Origin of the sequence: Clostridium sp. (assembly GCF_036660475.1) — a bacterium.
Classification (GTDB): domain Bacteria; phylum Bacillota; class Clostridia; order Clostridiales; family Clostridiaceae; genus Clostridium_J.
Genome location: NZ_JAVXAO010000003.1, coordinates 280,052 through 300,981, shown reverse-complemented (window position 1 = coordinate 300,981; position 20,930 = coordinate 280,052). Strand labels below are relative to the sequence as shown.

The following is a 20,930-nucleotide window of genomic DNA, read 5'->3' as shown; positions in this document are numbered from 1 at the left end:
ATTAAGCAGCATTGTAAATTGTTCTAAGGTGATAAAATTTTGCATATTTTGATAATGCACAGATTTGTAAAGAAAGATTGGTAAGAAAGGAGGATTTAGTGAGGGTTTGATACTTACAATACACTCTCTCACTAAAGAAAATTTATGGATATTATAACATTGGCCCACGGTAATGGTGGGGAGGAAAGTTATAAGTTAATTGAAAAAGTATTTTTTAATCATTTTTGGAATGATGAATTACTAGAACAAAATGATGCTACTATATTAAAAGAGATAAAGGGTAACATTGCAGTAACTACAGACAGTTTTGTTGTTGACCCTATATTCTTCAGTGGTGGAGATATAGGTAAGCTAAGTATATGTGGAACAGTAAATGATTTAGCTGTTAGTGGTGCAACTCCATTATATGTTACGGTAGGATTTATTATTGAAGAAGGGTTCGAGATAGAAAATCTAGAAAAAATAGCAAAATCTATGGGAAGTGAGGCGAAGAAGGCTGGGATAAAGATTGTAGTGGGTGATACTAAGGTTGTAGAACGAGGTCGGGGACATAAAGTATATATTAATACCACAGGGATAGGAGTAATAGGAGATGATAGTTATATACTAAATGGAAGAAATATGGTAGTAGGTGATAAAATAATATTAAGTGGCACTATTGGGGAGCACGGTATGTGTATTATCAATGAAAGAGAAGGCTTAGCAGTAGAATCAAATATTAAAAGTGATTGTGCATCTTTGAATAAATTAACTAGGGATATAATGAAATGTAGTAGTGAAATTAGAGTAATGAGAGATCCTACAAGGGGTGGACTAGCAAATACATTAAAAGAATTGGTGAATATAAGTGGAAATACCATGGAAATATGGGAAGAACAGATACCTATAAATGAAGAAGTACGTAGCTTTTGTGATATTCTCGGCTTTGATCCCCTCTATGTAGCCAATGAAGGTAAGTTAATTTGTATAGTCAGTGCAAAAGATGCGGATAAGGTTCTAGAGACTATGAAGTTAAATGAGTTTGGGAAAAATGCAATGGTCATTGGTGAAGTAATTGAGGGAGATAAAAAAAACCTATATCTTAGGACCTATTTAGGTTCAAGGAAAATTTTAAAGTTGCTTCAAGGCGAGTTGTTACCTAGGATATGTTAGAATTAAAAATTTAGAATTAAAAATTTAGAATTAAGAATTTAAAATTAAAAATTTAGAATTTAGAATTTAGGATTCAAGGTTGGAAATTCACAATTTAGAATTTAAAATTAAAGAGGGCTGTCTTAAAAACATTGATTTTAGGTTGAATCAATGTTTTTGAGGCAGCCTTAATAGTATCTACAAGGATTGTTTTTATGATATAGTTTAGTTCTTTTTTAATTTACCATTACAGATATAAGCATTAATATAGAAGAGTAATGCAATAAATAGTTGATACCAACAAATTGGCGAATCATTTTTATAATAATAACCGAAGGAAAGAATAAAGCACAAACTACCTATAAGCCATAAATTTTTCAGGAATTTTGGACTTATAATAAACACCTCTTTTAATATTATTAGAAAAGCTTAATAAATTTTTTTTGAATTCTATTAACAGAATATCCGTGATTTTCATAGAATTTATGGGCATTAATGCGATTACAACCTGATAATAATCTTATTCCTGAAAATCCCAGTTTCTTTACCCTATATTCTAAGCTCTCTATAAGTATATTCCCAATTCCTTTATTTCTATACCTTTCTTCAACTACAAAGCCTAAAAGATTTACAATGGAATCAAATCGAAGAGATTCGTAGGGGGTACCATGTATATATCCAATAACCTCATTATTATATTCAGCAACTAAAATGATATCCTTGGTGTTCTCAAGTATATGTTTAATTCTAGTAGCTACTTTTTCAAGTTTGTATTCATAGCCAAGTTCCTTATTTAATAAATATATGTGTTTAAAGTCCTCTACAGCAATTTCTCTAATCAGCACATCCTTCATTATAATAACCTCACTTTTGAAATTTAATTTAGCTAATAACATATATATTTTATCATAAACAAGAAATTAATAGGATAATATTGGGGGAAAACAGATAAAAAATTTAGAGTTTGGAAATAAAGTAAATTGAGTTAAAACCTTTAATCGAACTAATAGTTATATATGGTTTATATGTATTAATATGTTATAATGAGGTTATCGAATAAGTAAGAAGCATATTAAAAACTGGTAAATTTGATGTAAGAGATATGTACAGATATACAGATATACAGATATACTGATGGGCCAAAAGAGAGAGACAATAATGAAGCAAAAAAGAAGGAGTATAAAATATGGAAATAGAAAAAAGAAAATATTGGGTAGTTGACTATATTAGAATACCTTTTGATATTATGCCTATGACGGTAATATGTATAGTAATATTGAGAGTTTTTACTGCTGCAATTCCAAGCATTCAGGTATTGGTTACAGCGTCATTTATAGATACAGCCATTGATGTTTTTGAAAATGGCGGTATGAATAGGATTTATTATCCACTACTTTGGATTATGGTATTAATTGGATTTTCATGGTTATCATCTATGTTATTATCCTTCATGAAGTTAAAGCTTGATTTGCAGATTAGTGAAGTTATTCGTCCGGCAGTGATAAAAAAGCGTAGTCGTTTAGATTATAAACATGTTGAAAATAATGAGACTTGGGATCTGATTTCAAGAGTAGGTCAAGATACATCGGAACGTATAGTTAAGGGGTTTGAAAACCTGTTAAGCATTATAGATTATGGAGTTAGAATTGCAGGACTTATTTTTCTTATTGCGACTCAAGTGTGGTGGATTGCAATTGCAGTTGTATGCATCGGTATGCCACTGTTATTATTGGCATTTAAAAGTGGAAAAGCTGACTACGAGGCATTTGAAGAGGCAAATAAAGTTAGAAGAAAAGCAAATTACTTAAAGGAAGTTCTTTCTTCAAGAGAAAATGTAGAAGAACGTCACTTATTTGGTTATACAAATGCAATTGATAAAAGATGGTTTCACTGGTTTGAAATTGCACGCAAAATAGAAATGAAGGCAGATGTTAAGAACTCTTTAAAGATGAAAACAGCAAGTATTATTGTAGCATTTTTATCTATGATAATTGCTTTAATATTGATACGCCCAGTAAGCAGTGGAGATATTACTGTGGGAATGTATATGAGTTTAGTTACTGTGTCATTTAATTTGGTACAACAGATATCATGGCAATTGACAGTAGTAATGATGGAGTATACGAAGAATAAATTATACTTAAGGGATTTCACGGAATTTTCAAACCTTGAGGAAGTATTTGGTGTTGATGGATTACCAGATGTATTAGCACAAAAGATACCTTTTGAAAGTATAGAATTTAAAGATGTGTATTTTGCTTATCCAGGTACTGATAGAAAGATTTTAAATGGAATTTCTATGAATTTGAAAAATAATAGGCAGTATGCTTTTGTGGGAGAAAATGGAGCTGGTAAGACAACTATTACTAAGTTATTAACGGGATTATATGATAATTATAAAGGAGACATACTGATTAATGGTAGAAATATTAGAGAGTTTACTCAAGCACAGTTAAAAGCGTATTTTTCTGTAGTATATCAGGACTTTGCAAAATACTATGTAACACTTAAGGATAATGTACTTTTAGGTAAATGTGGAGAAGTTTTAAATGATGATAAGCAGAAGGAATTAGTAGAAAAGGCACTAGATAGTATGAAAATGATAGATGAGATAAATAAGCTACCTAAAGGGATTGGAACATCTTTAGGTAAAATAGAAGGTGATGGTATTGATTTATCAGGTGGTCAATGGCAGAGAGTTGCAATTGCAAGAACTATAGTAAGTGATGCACCAATATATATTCTCGATGAGCCAACGGCAGCTCTTGATCCAATAAATGAGAGTAAGGTTTATGAATTATTTGGACAAGTTAGCAAGGGTAAATCAACAATTCTTATTACTCACAGGCTAGGAGCTGCAAGGTTGGCAGATGAGGTGTTAGTAGTAGATAAGGGGAAAATTGCAGAGCGAGGTAGCCATGAGGAACTAATTTGTAAAAAAGGTATATATGCAGAAATGTTTGAGGCGCAAAGGAGCTGGTACAATGAGGAGTAAAGAAGAAAAGCCAATGTCTCTATGGACTATGATAGCAAGACTTTTTCCACAGATAGCATCTGTATCCCCTGGACTATTTATTTTAAATTATACATGTTCATTTATAGATAGCATCCTTCTAGTTGGAGCTGTTGTGTATATGCAGAAATTATTTGATTCTGTAGCAAATTTAGCAACCAATAAGGGAACATTGGAACAGGCTATTTTGGCGCTTTTGACACTCTTTGTAATAAAAGTGTTAAAAGAAGTGGAGTTTGGTATTTATAGTGTCATTGGAGAGACATATTATATGAAATCTACAGGAAAGCTTTCTCATAATATCAATCTAAAAATGGCAAAGTTAGATCCAATTTCATTTGAGAATCCAGAAATTTTGGATCATATTGATAAGTCATATTTGGGTACAAGGAATGCAGACGGATTTATAAATACAATTATGGATGTACTTACAGCATATATACCATATTATATATTTATGGGGGCTTATTTATTTTCATTAAAACCTATATTAGTAGTATCATTACTATTGATTTTTTTACCAGTGTTACTAAGTCAATTAGTGAGAGCCAAGGTATTTGCTGATTTAGAAGATAAGACGGCATCATTTAGAAGGAAGAGTGATTACTATGAAAGTTGTATAGTAGGAAGAGAGTATGTGAAGGAAACGCGGATTCTAGGTGGATGTTCATATTTTATGGGACTATTTAAAGATGCCCTGACACAGATGAATAGTTTGAAGTGGAAGGCCGATATGAAGATGAATCTTATAGAGTTTGCTATGAAGTTTATATCCCTTGTTGGATATTTAGGAATTCTTTGGATGTTGTTTAGTATCTTGATTAATAAGGAAATAACTGTAGGTGCTTTTGCTGCTGTATTTGCATCTATTGATAGTATGTTTGCAACCATGGAAGAAATGATATGTAATCGACTTGGATACTTTGCAGAAAGTTTTGGAAAAATACAAAACTATTTAAGATTCTTAGATCTTCCAGAAAGGGATTATAGCGATTATAAACATGAAAAAACAGTCCATGGAGATATCAGTTTAAAAGATGTTAGCTTTGCTTATCCTCTTGCAGATAAAAATGCAGTAGAAAATATTAATTTAGAAATCCATAAAGGTGAAACTATCGCTGTAGTGGGTGAAAATGGTTCAGGTAAATCCACATTGATTAGGCTAATTACAGGAATATATCTTCCAAAAACAGGTACAGTTTTTCATAACAAGAAAGCTACAAATGAATTTGCATCAAGGGATTTATTTCAAGGAGTATCAGCTGTATTTCAAAAATTTCAGAGGTATCAACTAAGTTTCGAAGATAATGTTACAATAAGTGAAATGGGAGATAAGTATAACACCGAGGAAAATTTAAAACATTCAGTTACACAAGCGGGAATAGACATGGATATCAATACGTTCAAAAATGGATATGACACTATGCTATCAAGAGAATTTGATGGTATAGATTTATCAGGTGGTCAATGGCAGAAAATTGCAATTGCTAGGGGGTTTTATAGACAGCATGAATTAATCATATTAGATGAACCTACAGCAGCGATTGATCCGATAGAAGAAACTAAAATATATGAAAGATTTGCAGAAATATCAAAGGAGAAAACAGCCGTAATAGTAACTCATAGGTTAGGTTCAGTTAAATTTGCACACCGTATTGTGGTTATGAAGGAAGGTAGAATTGTTGGGATAGGTAGCCATGATGAATTGATTTTAAGTTGTCCATTATATGCAGATATGTGGAAATCACAGTCTCAGTATTATACGGAACCTGAACTAATCCTATAGTATCAAGTGATTCTTATATTCAGATGGAGTTTGATTAAGAAGAATAACTCACTCCACATGAATTATAGATGTGTTTGAAGGTTTATTCAGATAGCTGGTAGGATGTATATAAACATAGATTTTTTTATATAACCCAATTATAAAAAAGAACAATTCCATTCATCATAGAAGTCATTAAGGAAACTCTCCATAATTTGATGCCTTTTTAAGGCTAGGGTTTTTCCAGTAGCTGTATTCATCAAATCCTTTAATTTAAGCAGTTTTTCATAGAAATGGTTTATTGTATGATTATATTCATCTTTAACTTCAGATAGAGAGCTAAAAGTTTTTGGGGATATAGATGGATCATAAATCACTCTATTTTTATTTCCTCCATAGGCAAAGGTTCTAGCTATTCCAATGGCTCCAATAGCATCCAATCTGTCAGCATCCTGAACAATTTTACCTTCTATGGTTTCTTGTGTTGAATTAACCACACCACCCTTAAAGGATAGTGTTTTAATTATGGTACAAACACTTTTTATAACTTCATCGTCCACATTTATACTATTCAAAAAGGTCTCTATGTTGCTAGTATTGGTGTTGTTATCCTTTGAAAACTTCCAATCGTCAATATCATGAAGAAGTGCAACGAGGGAGATTATAAATCTATCTCCGCCCTCTTTGTTAGATATGTATAGTGAAGTTTTATAAACTCTCTCAATATGAAAATAGTCATGTCCACTACCTTCACCAGAAAGTTTTGATTTAACAAATTCAATGGTATTATTAATTACTTCATTATTATTCATTTAATTACCTCCATAAAAATATTTTAACATATTATATCTATTTAAATAAGTAAATTAAACTTATAGAACGTATGATTATATTAGCTAATATTACAGATTTATTATATATAAACAATATTGTAATTTTATAATTAATGATATAATAGTACCAATAGATGTAAAAAATGCTAATTGGATAGGGGAAGTGTAAATGAAAAATAACAAATCTAGTAAGGCTAATAAAACAAGAAATACCGGGAATGGGAAAAAGGTTTTATTTGTAATTATATTTATCATTAGCTGCCTTGTAATAGGTGGAGTCATAGGGTTTTTATCGGATAAGTATCTAAATGGATTTATGGATACATATATTAAAAATGACAATATATTTGTAGAGTTAATCAACATATATGGTTTGATACTAATATTTGTTGTTGGATATTTTATTCACATTATAATACATGAAGCTGGTCACCTTATAGCTGGATTTATGACAGGCTATTCTTTTGTATCCTTTAGAATTGGATCTTTTACCTTAATTAAAGAGGATGGAAAGTTAAGGCAAAAGAAATTTAATATACCTGGAACAGCTGGACAGTGCCTTATGATGCCTCCAACTATGATAGATGGAAAGTATCCTTTTGTAATTTATAATTTCGGTGGAGTTATAATTAATTTAATAACATCCATTATAGGTATTTTAATAGTAATATTTGTTGAAGGGGTTCCATTTCCAATTAATGCAATCTTAGTTCTATTTGGAGCAGCAGGTATATTTGCAGCAGTGACTAATGGAATTCCATTAAAAGTTAGCGGAGTTGCAAATGATGGGTATAATGTAATATCAATGGCTAAAGATGAGGAAGCTAAAAATGCCTTTTATGTTCAATTAAGAGTTAATGGATTGCAAAGTTTTGGAGAAAGAATTAAGGACATGCCTCTTGAAATGTTTAAGCTTTCAGCGGGAGCAAATCTTACAAATCCACTTAATACGTCTATAAGGCTAATGGAATATAATTGGTATCTAGATAATATGGATTTTGAAGGTGCAAGGAAATCATTAGGTTCTTTTGAACATAATTTAGAAAAGTTAGTGCCATTATATAGGCTTGAAGTCAACTGTGAGAGAATGTTTTTGGAACTTATTGGGAACTGTGATAAAGATGTTATAGATAAGCTATATGATAAGACTTTAAAAAAGTATATGAAAGCTGCAAAGTTTATGATTGGAAAGAAGCGAGTAATTATGGCTTATGAAGCTTTTTATACAAAGGATATGACGAAAGCTTTAAAGTGTTATAAGGAAGGTGAGGAATTAGCGAAGAAGTATCCAGTTAAGGGTGAAGCTGATATGGAACTTATGATTATGAATTGGATTAAGGAAAAATAGTATGTTTTTAGATAATATAAAACATCAGTAGGATTAATTAAGAGATGTGTAAACTTATGTCCAATGGATGCGAAAATTAATTAAGACAGTTAAAAAATAAAAACTCCCTAAGATAAATAAGTAATCTTAGGGAGTTTTATGCTAGTATTTAGTTCTCTTTTGCTTTATAACTACCAAGGCTATTCCTAAGAAAGCAGCGGCAAAGGCAAGAAGTATAACCGTTTCAAATAGTAGAGGAGTTAAAGTTTCCTTATCGAAAACAGATAAAGCACCAATTTTATCGTTGATTTTTATAAACCAATATACTGGGTTTACCACTGCAATATTTTTTACAGTTTCACTTAGTAGATTTTGTGGAACAAAGGCACCGCCAAGGAAACAACCACCAAGAGCAACACAGTTTGAAATTGGGTTTATTGCAGTTTTTGATGCTATATTTCCAATGAGGAAGCTTAAGGATAGACATACCATAGTAAATACTAAAGAATTTAGTCCATAAAGTAATCCACTTGTAGTAAACATAGCCCCTTTGTACATGACGATAGAAAAAATAAAGAAAAAGAGCCAAGTTACAAAAGCTAAAGTTGTATTTCCAAGGAAGATTTCTAAACTAACTCTAGTTGGTTTTATGGGAGAACATAGATTTCTTCTTTTAATATCTGGAGAATTAAATATATTGGATGTGATTGAAATTCCAAGGATTAATATACTAATTAAAGCATAGGAAAGGTAATTAAAATAATAATTAATACTATTTTTAGAAATAGGTATTCCTTCATCACTTAAGGTTACCTTAGTATTAATAGATAAATCATTAAGAACAAGTTTACTAATTTCTTCCCAGTTAGTATCGCTCATAGTATCTACATATAAATTTGTAGTAGTTAAGTAGTTATTAACCATGTTTTTCACAAAAATAGTACTAGAGGAGTTAGGAATACTTTGAGTAATTAAATTGTAAGGAGTAGATGTTATAAAACTGTCACCAAAACCTTCAGGAATAGTTATAACAACTTCAGCCTTTCTAAAGAATAAGGCATCTTTAATACCTTCTTCACCAGTATTTATTTCTACAATTTTTGAATTTTCCCCAATATATTTTTCAAGGGTTTCTGAAAGGAAAGAAGTATCATTATTTATTACAGCTACAGCACATTTTGAAGTTTCAAAGGAAGGTTCTGTTGCAGCACCACCCATATTTGAGAACATTAAAGTTAAAATTGTAAAGATAACTATATAAATTACTAATGAGGAAAGAGCACTCTTTCGTACAATCTTAAAATATTGCTTAAATACTTGCATATTTTTGCCTCCTCAATACAAGATAGGTAATAACTCCAAATATAATTCCGAAGGATGTTAGTATACTTAAATTTAAAAAAAATCTATTAAAGGTATCATAATAGTATAGGGAGTAGAATCCATCTGTAATTAAATTTGCTGGATTTATATATGACATGATAGGAAATTTGTTTTGGATGATATATTTAATATCAATGGACATCATTCCTGAAAAAAAGCTTCCAATCATTATAATCAGAAGCAAAATTGCTTCCTTAGTGCTTGCCTTTTTATTTATAAGAGAGCTCACCATAGTACCAAGTGTTATCCCTGTAAAGCAACTAACAAATGAAAGTAGAATTACAAATCCAAGTGAATTTCCAAAATCAACGTTTAGTACCTGAGATATATATAATATAACTAATAATACATTAGTAAAGTGGAGTAATAGGCTGGCACTTATTGTAGCTAAGAATAACTTGATTTTATTTGAGGGTGCAACGTTGATTCTAGCGGCTCTTTGGGATTGATTTGCTTGTATATTTATAACATCAGTGCAACCTAGATTAGCACCTAGGAGAGAAGTCATTGCAAGTAGGGAATAAAAGCAAATTACAAGGGGATTAGTTGAATCCATTGAATTTTCATTATCAGTATAATCCTTGTTGATACTTAGATTCTCTATAACATCAGCAGTGAGATAGGTCGAATTTTTAGTCACCACATTTGTTATAGTAGAAATTTTTTGGCTAAAAGTATCTACAAAGGTCTTAATCATTGACTCATTCATACCAGACTTTGCAACATTTATATGGATTTTATCTTCAAAGGTGATGTACCCTGCAATTTCACCTCTTGAAAGTAAATTAGCTGCTTCAGATTCATCTGCATTTTTTATTGTGAATAGGTTACTTTCGGTAATAGCAGTATTAAATTCTTCTGTCATATTGCTAGTGTTTACAAGGGCAATATTTATTTTCTCAAAAGATTCTCCAGACATAATATTTGAGAAGGCTAAGTTGAAAAATGTGGCAAGAATTATTGGGAACATCAAACCCCAGAACAAACCTTCTTTATCCTTAAATTTACACTTTAGTTGATATTTAAAAACATGCCAATACATAATTGGTTCCTCCTTTACTAATCTCTAAGTTGCTTACCGGTAATCTCTAAAAATACATCATTTAAAGTAGGTAGCTCTGAATAGATTTTCCCATAGCTTATTTTTTCATCTTCAATATAGCTAATAACTTTGGCGAGATTACTATGTCCACTTTGGGTTCTCGCCGTTAGTATATTTTCATTGTATTCTAGGTCTGTAACATTAGGAAATGATTTAATACTTTCAAGTTGAGTATTATTTAAATTGTAGGCTTCAACAACTATTTTTTCGCCAATAGAAATCATAGATTTTAGTTCTTCTTTAGTGCCGCTGGCAATAACTTTACCATTGTCCATTATAGCAATTGAAGTGCAAAGTTGCTCAATTTCTTCCATGTAATGGGAGGTATAAATAATTGTAGATCCTTCTTGATTTAATTTTCGGATTCCTTCTAAAATATGGTTTCTACTTTGGGGATCCACAGCAACGGTTGGTTCATCAAGGATAATTAATTTGGGTTTATGAGCAATTCCACAGGCTATATTTAATCTTCTTAAAAGTCCACCACTTAATTTCTTAGGAGTAAACTTTTTGAAATCGGTAAGTCCCACGAATTCTATGGCTTCCTCTACAAGCAATTTCCTTTTATGCTTATTTGCAATATATAGACCACAGAAATAATCAACATTTTCATAGACTGTAAGATCATCAAAAACAGCTACATTTTGCATAACTATACCAATATCTTTTTTTACATTGTAGGTAGTAGGAGTCATTTCTTGCCCGAAAATTTCTATGGTACCTTTATCGTACTTCAGCAATGATAATATACAATTTATTGTGGTGGTTTTTCCGGAACCGTTAGGACCTAAGAGTCCAAATATTTCTCCTTGTTTAATATTTAAATTTAGATGATCTACAGCGATTAAATCACCATATCTTTTTACCAAGTTTTCTATTTTAACAACCATAATATTACCTCTTTCCTTATTTAGAATAAGTTTTTATATAAAAAACTCTTTTGAAACATAACTAATATTTAATTTATATTTAAAGTATAGATGGAAAGTCTCTTACATATAAGTGTAAGATGTCATAACTTTAATATGACATTTGTCAGGTTTGATTTTAGAATTATAATTTATAGAACTTAAAAAGTCTTCATATAAATTTTACTAACTGAGTTTGTTGAATAATTTATAGATTTAGAATATTTCATGTGATAGTATATAGCTATAATGTTAGATGAAAGGATATGCAAATGAATAATATTCTAAATAAAATTATTCTTCTCCTTGGGTCAATAACTATAATTTTAACAAATAACTCTATAAATAAGGCAATTCTTCCTATTCTAATAGTAGTAGCAGTAGCTAGTTTTCTAGAATATTTTAATAAAGATGAGCTAAATATAACTTCATATTTAATGTATTGTATTATTTGTGGGGTGTATCCTGAATTTTTAGTTATGATACCAGTTGTTTTTTATGATGTGATTTTTTCAAAATATAGGTATATGATTCCAATAGTTTTAATCTCTTATCTTATAAATATAGAGTCCTATTCAGTTGAAATAAGTATTACCATTGTTGCTTTGATTATTGTAGGAATTATATTGAAATATACATCCTTAAAATATGAGAAGTTACATAATGATTTTATAAAAAAGAGGGATGATTTAACGGAACTTTCATTAGTTTTAGAAGAGAAGCTTAAAGAACTAGGGGATAAACAGGATGCAGAGATTAATTTAGCTACCTTAAATGAAAGAAATCGTATTGCTCGTGAAATACACGATAATGTAGGGCATCTTTTAACAAGTTCTATTTTGCAAATTGGTGCAACAATAGCACTTACAAAAGAGGAATCTACGAAGAGTTTACTTGGAAATATTAAAAATACTTTAAATGAGGGGATGAATTCTATTAGAAGTAGTGTTCACAATCTTCATGAAGATTCAATTGATTTACATATGCAACTTTTAAATTTAACTAAAGCTTTTACATTTTGTGAAGTAAATCTAAACTATGAATTTTCTTCAAATCTTGATATAAAGGTTAAATATTCTATTATTGCAATTGTTAAAGAGGCACTATCAAATGTTATAAAACATTCAAATGCCACAAAACTATCAATTAATTTATATGAGCACCCCAAGCTATATCAAGTAATCATTATGGATAATGGAACAAAGAAAAATAAGAACATTGATAATGGTATGGGGCTTGAAAATATTAGAAAGCGTGTAGACGGATTCAAAGGCATTGTAAATATTGATAATATGAATGGTTTTAAAGTGTTTATATCTTTTATGAAAAGCGATAATTATTAATATTGATAGTTATTGATTATGAAAAGTAATAAAATACTAATATTATGAATGCACTTTATTTATATAAAATAACAAAATAATATTGAAAATAATATTGAGATTACAACACTAAGATGAAAATTTTTAGCCAAAGGAGGGTTAGATATATGAAAATAATTATAGTAGATGATGATAAGCTGATTGCAACGTCGCTAAAGACTATAATTGAAACTTCTAGCGATATTGAGGTTGTAGCACTTGGATATAGTGGAGAAGAGGCAATAAAACTTTATGATAAATATGAGCCAGACATACTACTTATGGATATTCGTATGAATGGAATCACAGGTCTTGAAGCGGCTCAGGAGATTTTTAAATCTCATAAAGATGGAAAAGTGGTATTTCTAACAACATTTGAAGATGATGAGTATATCATAACTACTTTAAAAATAGGAGCTAAAGGTTATATCTTAAAACAACATTTCGAAGGCATTGTCCAAGCTTTGAAAGCAGTAGATCTTGGACAAAGTGTTTTTGGTGAAGAAATTGTATCAAAACTACCCAATATACTAAGTGGTAATTCTAATAAAAAGGATCTATCAAAATATAATTTAGTAGATAAAGAAATTGAAATAATAACATTAGTTTCTAAAGGGTTTTCGAATAAAGAGATAGCTTCAAAGTTATTTTTAAGTGAGGGTACAATTAGAAATTATGTAAGTATTATTTTAGAGAAGTTAAGAATTAGAGATAGAACCCAATTAGCCATATTTTATTTTAATAATATGCAAGTGGATAGGTAGCATTAAATATATATTTTAAAACATAAATAAATCATTGAAAATATATAAAATATATGATTTAATATCATATATTACTAGATAGGTATTATGAATATATAGACAAGCAATCTGTAATATATAAATAAATTTAGGGGATTGGGAGGAAGAGGTATTATGGAAAAATATTTGCCAGAATTTAAAGGTCTGTTGAGGAGTCATATGATTGAATTGCCTAAAGTTATCAGAGATGCAAGTGGAATTATTATATTTGGGAAAAGGATTAAATCATTAGTATTTACAACGGATGTAGCAGTAATAAGAAATACTAATGCGGATGCAGTTATTGCGGTATATCCGTTCACTCCACAACCAATAATAACTGAGGCGTTAATATTAGCGTCTGATATTCCTGTATTTTGTGGAGTTGGTGGTTCTATTACTACTGGAAAAAGAGTTATTAACTTAGCTTTGGATGCTGAGTTTAAAGGTGCAATGGGAGTGGTAGTTAATGCATCTATCGCAAACAAAGTAATTAGGGGTATGAGAGAAACAATAGACTTGCCAATATTGGTTACAGTTGTATCCATACATGATGATATTGATGGAAGAATTGCATCAGGGGCTACCATATTAAATGTATCTGGTGGTAAGGAAACAGCAGAGATTGTAAGAATTATAAGAAGTAAGTATCCACAAGTTCCAATTATAGCAACAGGAGGCCCTACGGAAGAAAGTATACGCAAAACTATAGCTGCAGGGGCTAATGCTATAACATATACACCTCAAAGCACTAGTGATATATTAAATGAAATAATGATTGAGCATAGAAAAAGATATGAAATCGAATTAGATACTAAGGAATAAAATTAAGTAGATTTTAAATGTGCACACAAAAATAAGACCAGTCATTTCATGAGGGGTCTTATTTTTGTGTGTATTAACTTTATAAAATAGGAGTGTAAATAAATTAATATTATTTGATATTAATATTATGTTCATGAAATCCTTTAATATACACTGTATGTAAAATTATTAGAAGGAGGAAATCTAATGACTAATTGCCCAATTAACCTTATAACTTCCACTATGGGTTCCTTGAACCATAATCTTATATTTACCGTCAGCTGATATCTGGATAGTCTTTGTTATATCATCTAGAGATGATTCAATTTTAAAAATCTCTTCTTCTGCCTCAGAAATCAGTGCAATTTTCAAATCACCATATTCTGTATTAACATCTGTAGTTATTGTCAAATTGTCATCTTTTTTTAAATCTAGAACTTTGTATTTATAACCTTCAAAGTTAGAGTAAGACATCTCGATGGAGCTAGGAGTAGTAGTATCTTTAGAATTTAATATCTTATAATTTCCACCATTACTGCTACCATGGGTGGAGCACCCAGTAAAAATTAGAGGCAAGGTAAAAATAGCTATAAACAATAAAGTTTTTGGGTTCATAGTCACAAAATCATCTCCTGAATAGTTTTCTTATTTATTTCGGTCAAAATAGTTTCAATCATGAGTATATGCACATCATTGCAACATACGTCATAAATACACAAAGTATATTGTATCATATTTTATAAATAAAGAAAGAGTGAGTTTAAAGAATAAAATGCATATGGACAATAGGATGAACTTAGGGCGTAAATATGATAAACTAAGGTTGGTTTAAGTAAAATTATAAATAGTGTAAACAAGAATTAATGGAGCTAATAGGGAGGTATAAATATGATAAATCCTAGAAGAGAATGGATAACATTTGAGTCAATAGAGGATAAGATAGAAAAATTAAGACAATGGAAGTTAATATCTCCAAAAGCCGTTGAAGTGAAGCAATTATATTATAAAGGGGATTATGCAGATAAGTCTTTAGAATGTGATGTAGTTGGATTTGTTGATGATAATGAAATAATTCTATATATAAGCGGAGAACTACATAGTATACATCCAGACTATTTGGTAGATATGCAAAATAAGAGCTTTTCACGATATCTAGATCAGAGTGAAGAGGTTTTGAAGATAGAATTACCTAAGTTAGATAAAGGGTCTAAGAAAGAAGGAAAGAAAGACAATAAAAAAGTAACTAAGAAGGAAAATTTCATTATAGTTGATATTGAAACTCCACATAGTTTCATGGCTAAAGATGGAATAAGAGAAGTGGCTGCTGTAGTTGTAGAAGATTATAAAGTGGTAGATAGCATTCACTTGGCTATTGTTAATGATGAAGAAAAATATAAAAGCGGATATGGATCTGGTCTTGAAGCTATAGAAGAAAATAGTGAGTTGAAGAACCAATTTAAGAGGCTAATAGAAAAGTATCAATACCCAATAGTTGCACACAACGCTAGTTTTGATAAGAAGTTCTTAGCATATTGGGGTTGGGTAGATGATAGTATAAAGTTTTATTGTAGTATGAATACTATTAAATCAAAGGTAAAGCTAGATAGTTATAAGCTAGTAGAACTTTTAAAGCATTATAATATAAAGGGAGATCAGACTCATACAGCTATGCAAGATGTACTTGATTTGCTAGAGTTATTAAAGGTTGTAAAGCCAGAAAAATGGAGCGTTTTGACAGCTACAGCTAATAGCGGTGGTGGAAAAACAAGAAACTATGAGGTCGATAAGGACAAGCGTGCAGAAGAAAAATTAAGATTAGAGGCTGCAAAAGGTAACATTATAGAGAACATATTTGACAGTAAAAAATTAGTGTTTACAGGGGATATGTCAAAAAGTAGATGTGAAATGATGGAGATGGCTATACATTATGGAGCGGTTATAGCTAGTAGTGTAAGTAAAAAAACTGACTTGATTGTTATGGGGACAGAACCAGGTAAAAGTAAGATTGCTAAGGCTGAAGAGCTAGGAATAACAATGATTTCAGAAGAAGGATTTTTTGATATAATAAACAAGAAATAAATAATAAGTATAAAATTCAATCAAAATGCAAGATTATGGATTTAAAGCAATAAATCAAGGGAAAATCCTTAATGGATTTTAAAAGGATTAACTACATAAATTAAATTAGAATATATAGAGATATATAATTCAATATAAATTAAGGGAACTGTGCTAATACGGTTCCCTTAATTTATTAGAAAGGTAATCTTTATATTAGTTTATTTCAGTTAAATGTTTCCAGTACCTGGAGGGCATCATTCTATTTCTTAGCTTGGGGTTTTCACGTTCCTTAATATTAACTGATTTATAAAACTGTTTCCATAAATCTTGAAAATTATCATCACAGGAAGCAGATTCTAGTAATTTTCCTTCCTCTTTAGAAAGTGAGGATATAATGCTTTCACTTTTATTATAAACAATAGCAATTTCTCTTTTTATATCATGGATTATAAAGTTTTGGTCAGAGAATCTACTAGCAAAATGTGAAGATATTATGGGAAGAATGTTATGGTCAGGTTCTATACATGCATAGAAGGTAAGCGGTTCAATTTCTTTAAATCTCACAAGTCCTGTGAATCTATGCCCCTCTAGTGAAACTTTTCTACAGTATTTATCAACAAGAATAATTAAATCATTATTTTTAGCTTGATTTATACTATCTCCATGTTTGTAACAAAGTTTAATGTATTTGAAGATTATATCTTCACAGTTATATATGTCACTTAAATAAATATAGTAGATGTTTCTTAGGGTATTATAGCTTAGTTTATCTCTTATGCTAGAATATACCCTATCAAATTTGTCATCCTCAGATGATATTTCTATAGCATCTGTAATTAGGCTAGGAATATAATTGGATATCCGTGTGATTGTAGTATCATCTTTAGAACCGTAACAGTAAAATATGGTAGTTAAAAGTCCTTCAAAAGACCCATCATATAAATATTCTTTCATGGTTGCATTCTCCTAAGTTAAACTTACGATTTTATATTTTATTATTGAAATTATTCTCTGAATTTTTATTAGTTTTATTAAATCATTAACTATAATTCCCCGGTAAAGGAGGTTCCTTTATCATTAAGTAGTAATGTTTTATCTAAGGCGTTAGAGTCAGTATCAGTATCAGAGTTGCTAAGTAAAAGTCTGGTAGTAGATGAGGCAGATAAATAATCCAAGGAGCTATTAAGATTTAAGGCATCAAATAAGCTAAGTTGTTCATTGCCATCATCAATATAATTTAAATCAAGTTTAGGTTTTAGTACAGATCTTACCTTATCTTCATCTAAGTCTACAGAACCATAGTATTTGCCTTTACACACTATAAAATACTGGGCTCTCTTTAAAACCACTCCTAGCTTTTTCATATCAGTAAAATCTAAAAAGCTTATTCTTCTTGCACTCATAATTTTCTTTGCACCACGAATTCCAATACCAGGTATTCTAATCAAGGTTTCGTAGGGAGCTATATTAATCTCCACAGGAAATAGATGAATATTATTTAGAGCCCAATTTGTTTTGGGGTCAAAGTTAATATCGAAGTTAGGGGTTTTATCATTAAGCAATTCTTGTGCTTTAAAACCATAGACACGAAGGAGCCAATCACCTTGGTAAAGTCTATGTTCTCTAAGTGTTGGAGGTGTTTTAAGATTGGGAAGGTTTTTACCACTATTTACAGGTACATAAGCTGAGTAATAAACTCTTTTTAAAGAAAAGTTATCATAAAGGTTCTCGCTAAGGTTTAATATGTTAAGATCGCTTTCCTTAGTTGCACCAACAATTAATTGGGTACTTTGCCCACCAGGAACAAAGAGAGGAGCATTTTTAGAAACCTTACGCTCAGCTTGGCTAACTATAATATTATTTTTAATAGAGTTCATTGGAGAAAATATATCAGTTTTATTTTTTTCAGGGGCTAAAAGCTTAAGGGATTCATTAGAGGGTAACTCTAGATTTACACTCATTCTATCTACAAGATTACCGGCTTTTTGAATTAAAAAATCATCAGCTCCTGGAATTGCTTTAAGGTGAATATACCCATGGAAATTATGTGTATTTCGAAGGCTTTCCACTACAGCGGTTAGCATTTCCATGGTGTGATTTGGATTTTGTATTACAGCAGAGCTTAAAAACAACCCTTCTATATAATTACGTCTATAAAAGTTCATGGTTAAGCTTACAACTTCATCTACGGTAAAGGCAGCCCTTTCAACATCGTTTGATCTTCTGTTGATGCAATAAGCACAATCATATATACAATAATTTGTAAGTAAAATTTTAAGTAAAGATATGCATCTTCCATCTGGGGTGAAGGAATGGCAGATGCCACTAGAAGCACCCGAACCTAAAGAACCTTTAACAGCTTTGCGATTTGAACCAGAAGAGGAACAAGATACATCATATTTGGCAGCACCACTTAATATCCTTAATTTTTCACTTAATTCCATTTAATCACCTTCTAAATAATTTATGTATCAATCATATCAGAACAAATGTTCGTAGTCAATGGAGATTAAAATAAAATCTCTTACATATATAAATTTAAATTTAGGTAACCTATAATGAGTTATATAATATGCTTAGATATACTATTTGGTGGTTAACATAATTATTATTTGTATTTACCATAAGATATAGTATAATGAGATAACATGTAAAGTGTACTTATGAGGAGGATTTAAATGAAATATGATGAAGTTAAAATAAAAGAAGATATATTAAATTATCTGTATGAATGTAGAGAGTCATCGCCACAAAGTATGACAAAAATAAGAATTGCAGTTGATTTAAGAGATACAAGTAAAGGTGATGTGAGAACATTAAAATCATGTGTTGAAAACTTACTTAGAAAAGGTTTTATAAAGAAGCAAGTTGATAGAGGAAATTATAAAATTGAACAAAAAGGAATAGAACACATAGAAAAACAAAGAGAAATAGAACAACAAGCAGAATAGTAAGATAGGTATGAAGCACTAAGAATTTATTTCTTGGTGCTCTATTAAAAAAAGGGGGGTATTTACAATGACCATAAGGCATTTAGAAATTTTTATAGCAGTTGTTGATTGTGGAAAAATGAGACTTGCTGCAGAAAAGTTATTTATATCACAACCCTCTGTTAGCCAAGCAATTGCTGATATTGAAAGTTACTATGGAATTAAAGTCTTTGAGAGATTATCTAAAAAACTTTATATAACTGAGAGTGGCGAAAGGTTACTTAAATATGCTCGGCATATTGTAGACTTATACAAGGAAATGGAGATTGACGTTAAAAATTCAGGGGAGAATATATGTCTTCGTATTGGAAGCACTGTAACTGTTGGAACTTGTATTTTATGTCCTATTATTGAAGAGTTTGAGAAAGTTAATGAAGGTGTTTCTACAAAGGTTACCATAAATAATACTACGGCTATCGAGGATATGCTATTAGAAAGTACTTTAGATTTGGCAATTATAGAGGGAGAAACATTTAGTCCGGATATGATAAAAATACCAATTTATCAAGATGAATTGGTATTAGTTTGTGGGAGTAGTCACCCATTTGCTAAATTAGAAAAAATCAATATTGAGGAAATGAAAGGTCAAGACGTCATTGCCCGTGAACAGGGGAGTCGTGACCGAAATATCTTTGAACAGCTTTTAAAGGAGAAGGAAATTTCAGTTAATATAAAGTGGAGTAGTACCAACACCGAGGCAATAAAGAATGCAGTTATAGCTGGGCAAGGTATGGCTATATTATCTAGTCTTATGATTGTAAATGAGCTTCGATGCGGTAAACTTAATATAATTCCTATTGAAGGTATTAATAATAGTCGAGATATTTGTCTTGTGTACCATAAAAACAAATTTATATCTGACTATATAAAAGAGTTTATTAAAGTTTGTAAGAATCTTAAATTGTAGTTTTAAAAAATGAGATATGCAAGTGTACCAATAAACCCAGAACCGAAAATTACCAAGATAGGGTTTGCTTTAAATTTACGAAGTGCAATGATTCCTGATATAAATAGTCCAAATTCAATGATTCTAAAGTTAGATAGTACTATTGTAGATTTTTCTGCTTGAAATAGTGCTAGTGTAAGTATTGATAAACCGGCAGAACTAATTAGGGCAACTACTGCTGGTCTTAAACTACCAAGAACTGTCTGGATACCTTTGAAATTTCTATACTTATAATAAAAGTGAGCTAAGGTAAGACATATAATAAAAGCCGGTAAAACACACCCAATAGTACAAATAATAGCACCAGGGAGACCAGCTAGACGGGTACCAACAAATGTAGCTGAGTTAATAGAAATAGGTCCAGGAGTCATTTCTGCAATAGTAATTAGATCTGCAAATTCACCCATAGACATTAAATGATGAACATCTACAATCTGGTTTTGAATTAGAGGAATAGCCGCATACCCACCGCCAACACTAAATAATCCTACTTTAATAAAACTTAAAAACAATCTGAAAATCAT

General features: G+C 30.5%; 19 protein-coding genes. 10 read left to right on the top strand and 9 right to left on the bottom strand.

Annotated features, from left to right (window positions below; genetic code table 11):
- Positions 1 to 144: 144 nt before the first annotated feature.
- The gene (gene hypE, locus RSA29_RS06885) at positions 145 to 1,152 is read left to right on the top strand and encodes a hydrogenase expression/formation protein HypE (RefSeq protein ID WP_346942511.1); all 1,008 of its coding nucleotides are present in this window, start codon (positions 145 to 147) and stop codon (positions 1,150 to 1,152) included.
- 398 nt (positions 1,153 to 1,550) lie between these two features.
- On the opposite strand, the gene RSA29_RS06880 is transcribed toward hypE, so the two are convergent.
- Positions 1,551 to 1,985, bottom strand: coding sequence for a GNAT family N-acetyltransferase (locus tag RSA29_RS06880; protein ID WP_346942512.1), 435 nt, complete (start codon positions 1,983 to 1,985; stop codon positions 1,551 to 1,553).
- Between the two features lie 332 nt (positions 1,986 to 2,317).
- Between RSA29_RS06880 and RSA29_RS06875 the strand changes: the two genes are divergently transcribed.
- A complete protein-coding gene (locus RSA29_RS06875; protein ID WP_346942513.1) occupies positions 2,318 to 4,126 on the top strand; it encodes an ABC transporter ATP-binding protein in 1,809 nt (602 codons plus the stop codon).
- The gene (locus RSA29_RS06870; RefSeq protein WP_346942514.1) at positions 4,116 to 5,930 is read left to right on the top strand and encodes an ABC transporter ATP-binding protein; all 1,815 of its coding nucleotides are present in this window, start codon (positions 4,116 to 4,118) and stop codon (positions 5,928 to 5,930) included. Before RSA29_RS06875 ends, RSA29_RS06870 begins: the two co-directional genes overlap by 11 nt.
- Before the next feature lie 137 nt (positions 5,931 to 6,067).
- On the opposite strand, the gene RSA29_RS06865 is transcribed toward RSA29_RS06870, so the two are convergent.
- Positions 6,068 to 6,721, bottom strand: coding sequence for an HD domain-containing protein (locus RSA29_RS06865; RefSeq protein ID WP_346942515.1), 654 nt, complete (start codon positions 6,719 to 6,721; stop codon positions 6,068 to 6,070).
- Between the two features lie 190 nt (positions 6,722 to 6,911).
- Here RSA29_RS06865 and RSA29_RS06860 point away from each other — a divergent pair, with 190 nt between their 5' ends.
- Complete coding sequence (locus RSA29_RS06860) at positions 6,912 to 8,090, top strand: hypothetical protein (RefSeq protein ID WP_346942516.1); 1,179 nt, start codon at positions 6,912 to 6,914, stop codon at positions 8,088 to 8,090.
- A gap of 141 nt (positions 8,091 to 8,231) precedes the next feature.
- Here the strand turns inward: RSA29_RS06860 and RSA29_RS06855 are convergent, their stop codons facing one another.
- From RSA29_RS06855 to RSA29_RS06845, 3 genes are read right to left on the bottom strand one after another with little or no spacing between them, the layout of a single operon-like run.
- Positions 8,232 to 9,392 carry an ABC transporter permease gene (locus RSA29_RS06855; RefSeq protein WP_346942517.1) on the bottom strand — a complete coding sequence of 387 codons (1,161 nt, stop codon included), beginning with the start codon at positions 9,390 to 9,392 and terminating at the stop codon, positions 8,232 to 8,234.
- Complete coding sequence (locus RSA29_RS06850) at positions 9,379 to 10,494, bottom strand: ABC transporter permease (protein WP_346942518.1); 1,116 nt, start codon at positions 10,492 to 10,494, stop codon at positions 9,379 to 9,381. The genes RSA29_RS06855 and RSA29_RS06850 overlap by 14 nt, the downstream gene beginning before the upstream one ends.
- A gap of 17 nt (positions 10,495 to 10,511) precedes the next feature.
- Complete coding sequence (locus RSA29_RS06845; protein WP_346942519.1) at positions 10,512 to 11,444, bottom strand: ABC transporter ATP-binding protein; 933 nt, start codon at positions 11,442 to 11,444, stop codon at positions 10,512 to 10,514.
- A gap of 290 nt (positions 11,445 to 11,734) precedes the next feature.
- On the opposite strand from RSA29_RS06845, the gene RSA29_RS06840 reads away from it, so the two are divergent.
- The 3 genes from RSA29_RS06840 to RSA29_RS06830 all read left to right on the top strand — a co-directional run bounded on the left by RSA29_RS06840 (position 11,735) and on the right by RSA29_RS06830 (position 14,430).
- Entirely contained in the window at positions 11,735 to 12,805 is a 1,071-nt protein-coding gene (locus tag RSA29_RS06840; protein WP_346942520.1) for a histidine kinase, read from the top strand.
- 146 nt (positions 12,806 to 12,951) lie between these two features.
- Positions 12,952 to 13,587 carry a response regulator transcription factor gene (locus RSA29_RS06835; RefSeq protein WP_346942521.1) on the top strand — a complete coding sequence of 212 codons (636 nt, stop codon included), beginning with the start codon at positions 12,952 to 12,954 and terminating at the stop codon, positions 13,585 to 13,587.
- A 153-nt stretch (positions 13,588 to 13,740) separates the two neighbouring features.
- On the top strand, positions 13,741 to 14,430 hold the full coding sequence (locus tag RSA29_RS06830) for a hydrolase (protein ID WP_346942522.1): 690 nt from the start codon (positions 13,741 to 13,743) through the stop codon (positions 14,428 to 14,430).
- Positions 14,431 to 14,613: 183 nt separating this feature from the next.
- On the opposite strand, the gene RSA29_RS06825 is transcribed toward RSA29_RS06830, so the two are convergent.
- A complete protein-coding gene (locus tag RSA29_RS06825; RefSeq protein WP_346933513.1) occupies positions 14,614 to 15,030 on the bottom strand; it encodes a hypothetical protein in 417 nt (138 codons plus the stop codon).
- Positions 15,031 to 15,297: 267 nt separating this feature from the next.
- On the opposite strand from RSA29_RS06825, the gene RSA29_RS06820 reads away from it, so the two are divergent.
- Positions 15,298 to 16,488 carry a BRCT domain-containing protein gene (locus RSA29_RS06820; RefSeq protein ID WP_346942523.1) on the top strand — a complete coding sequence of 397 codons (1,191 nt, stop codon included), beginning with the start codon at positions 15,298 to 15,300 and terminating at the stop codon, positions 16,486 to 16,488.
- 195 nt (positions 16,489 to 16,683) lie between these two features.
- Here the strand turns inward: RSA29_RS06820 and RSA29_RS06815 are convergent, their stop codons facing one another.
- Complete coding sequence (locus tag RSA29_RS06815; protein WP_346942524.1) at positions 16,684 to 17,424, bottom strand: TIGR03915 family putative DNA repair protein; 741 nt, start codon at positions 17,422 to 17,424, stop codon at positions 16,684 to 16,686.
- Between the two features lie 89 nt (positions 17,425 to 17,513).
- Complete coding sequence (locus RSA29_RS06810; protein WP_346942525.1) at positions 17,514 to 18,914, bottom strand: putative DNA modification/repair radical SAM protein; 1,401 nt, start codon at positions 18,912 to 18,914, stop codon at positions 17,514 to 17,516.
- A 234-nt stretch (positions 18,915 to 19,148) separates the two neighbouring features.
- Between RSA29_RS06810 and RSA29_RS06805 the strand changes: the two genes are divergently transcribed.
- Both RSA29_RS06805 and RSA29_RS06800 read left to right on the top strand, forming a co-directional pair.
- Positions 19,149 to 19,421 carry a hypothetical protein gene (locus RSA29_RS06805; protein ID WP_346933509.1) on the top strand — a complete coding sequence of 91 codons (273 nt, stop codon included), beginning with the start codon at positions 19,149 to 19,151 and terminating at the stop codon, positions 19,419 to 19,421.
- Between the two features lie 67 nt (positions 19,422 to 19,488).
- Entirely contained in the window at positions 19,489 to 20,367 is an 879-nt protein-coding gene (locus RSA29_RS06800; protein ID WP_346942526.1) for a LysR substrate-binding domain-containing protein, read from the top strand.
- 2 nt (positions 20,368 to 20,369) lie between these two features.
- On the opposite strand, the gene RSA29_RS06795 is transcribed toward RSA29_RS06800, so the two are convergent.
- Positions 20,370 to 20,930, bottom strand: a complete 561-nt coding sequence (locus RSA29_RS06795) for a chromate transporter (protein ID WP_346942527.1) — start codon at positions 20,928 to 20,930, stop codon at positions 20,370 to 20,372.